2 protein-coding genes are annotated in these 2,466 nt (G+C 68.0%); both read right to left on the bottom strand.

Going from position 1 to position 2,466, the window contains the following annotated elements; translation table 11 throughout:
* The coding region (locus tag AC3DEZ_RS20440; protein WP_488389847.1) for a HAMP domain-containing protein at positions 1-1,741 on the bottom strand (1,741 nt) is incomplete at its 3' end.
* A 270-nt stretch (positions 1,742-2,011) separates the two neighbouring features.
* A partial coding sequence (locus tag AC3DEZ_RS20435) for a methyl-accepting chemotaxis protein (RefSeq protein ID WP_488389846.1) occupies positions 2,012-2,466 on the bottom strand: 455 nt, incomplete at its 5' end.

Below are 2,466 nucleotides of genomic sequence, written 5' to 3'. Positions count from 1 at the left end.
GCGAGACGATGTCGGTGAGCTGGGCGACGGTGGCGTTGGCGTCGTCGCGCATGCGGGCGAACACGCCGTGGAAGTCGCCGTCCATGCGGGTGGTGAGGTCGCCGCGGGCGATGGCCTGGAGCAGCTGGGAGACCTGGTCCAGGTTGCCGTCGGTGGTTTCCATGAGCTGGTTCAGGCCGGCGACCATGTCGCGGAAGTCGTACTGGTAACGGTCCACCTCACCGCGCTGGCTGAAGTCGCCGGCGGCCGCGGCGCTGGCCAGGCGCTTGATTTCGGCATTGATGGCCGACAGGCTCGCCTTGGTGGCGCGCATCGCCTCGGTGATGACCGCCTTCTCGCCCGGCAGGTCCTCCATGTCCACCGACAGATCGCCGACGGCGTAGTGCCGCATCACTTCCACCGCGCGCATCTTCACACCGATGTGCTGGGCGATGAGGGCATTGGTGTCGCGCGCCATGCGGCCGTACTCGCCGGGGAAAACAACATCGTCGATGCGGTAGCTGATCTGGCCTTCGTCATGGCGGCGGGTCATCTCGCCCAGCGCGTCGATCAGCGCGTGGATCTGGCTCTGCATGCGATGCATCGCGCCCTGCAACTGGCCCAGTTCGTCGCTGCGATCCTGCTGGATGCGGTTGTCCAGGCGACCTTCGGCGATCGCGTGCGATACCCGCACCGCCTCGGCCAGCGGCTTGAGCACCTGCCGGCGCATCAGCACGTACAGCGCGCCGCACAGGACGCCGGCGGCGATCAGGCCGACCACCATGATGGTGAACAGCAGCGAGCGTGCCTGCTGCATCAGCAGCGAGCGCGGCACCACCACGCCCAGCGCGAAGCGCTGGGTCGCCTGGCCGATCTGCAGGGGCACGTAGGCTTCCATCATCTCTTCGTCCTGTGCCGCGTCCTGACGTTCGCGGAACACGGATTCACCCTTGGCGACGCTGGCCAGCACCGCGCGGGTATCGGCGTCCTCCAGCTTGCGTCCGACCTTGGCCGGATCCGGATCGGCGATCACGGTGCCGGCCGGCGACAGCAGGCGGACATGGCCACCGCCCATCGGGCGCAGCCTGGCGATGGATTTCTGCAGGGATTCGAGCGCGAAATCCACGGTCATCGCGCCGACGAAGCGGTCGTTCTCCACGATCGGCGTGGCCAGCGTGGTCATCAGTATCTTGCGGCCGCCGATCTCGTACTCGTAGGGCTCCAGCACCACCGGTTGCTTGAGCTTGCGCGGCAGCAGGTACCAGTCGCCGTTGCCCGGCACTTCATAGTCGCGCAGCGCCTCCAGCATCGGCTGGCCGCCGCTCCATGCCCAGTAGCTCATGAACCGGCCGGTGGCGTCATGGCCCTCGGTGGCGACGTTTTCCGCATCCTTGCCGTCGAATGCCTGCGGCTCCCAGATGGTGCCCACGCCTATCCATTCGGGATGGGCCGTCAGCTGCTGGCGGATGATCGCGCTGGCCGTGCCGCGATCGAGGCCACTGTGCGCCCGCTGGCTGAGGAAACTGTCGCGGAGGGTCTCGTTGGTGGAGAACGCGCGGCCCAGGTCTCCGGAGATGCGTTCGGCTTCCGCCTGCGCCAGGTTCTGCATGCTGGCGTGCGCGCTGTCCATCAGCGCGTGGCTGCTGCGCACGTAGGTGATCAGGGCGGTGACGCCGAACGCCAGCGCGGCGATCAGGGCGGTACCGGACATCAGGCGGGTGGCGACACTGCTGGCAACGAATTGCCGGAGGGAACGGATCATGTAAATGGCCGGTAGTGAGGACGGGAGAATCACAAGGCCGATGGGGGGAGCGGTCTGCAAAGCACTCCATCGGCCGTGCGCCGCCGGGCTTTAGGCGTAATCGCGTTTTTGTCCGATGGCGTGCGCGTGGAGATGCGTGAGGGAGCGAGAGGCCGCGGGCGTGCGCGGTCGCGCGAAGCGATTGCCGTTGGCGCCTGTTGCGGGCGCGAAGGGCAAATCCCCCTCAATCCCCCTTCTTCGAAGGGGGAGGCGAAAGCGGAAAGGCGGCAATCAGAACTCCTGCCAGTCGCCGTCGGCCAAGGCCGGTTCGAGCTTGCGGCGGACCGGGGCGGGCTTGCGCGGCGCGGGGCGTGCCGGCGTCCGTGCCGTCGGCGCGTTCATCGTCGTCGCGGCGAGTGCCGGCGCAGACGGGGAGCGCGCGCTCCGCACCGTTTCGCCTTCAATGACGAACACGTCCACCGCTTCGGAGAGCAGGCGGGCCTGGTCTTCCATGCTGCGCGCGGCGGCGGAGGCTTCCTCGACCAGGGCGGCGTTCTGCTGGGTGGTCTCGTCCATCTGGGTGATGGTCTGGTTGACCTGCTCGATGCCGGCGGACTGTTCCTGCGAGGCGGCGGCGATTTCGGCCATGATGTCGGTGACCCGCTGGACCGAGGCGACAATCTCGCCCATGGTCGCGCCGGCCTGGTTGACCAGCGCCGAGCCGGTGGACACCTGGTCCACCGAGG

The sequence above is a fragment of the Pseudoxanthomonas sp. 134C1 genome (assembly GCF_057773065.1).
This window is presented reverse-complemented; position numbering and strand designations above follow the sequence as displayed.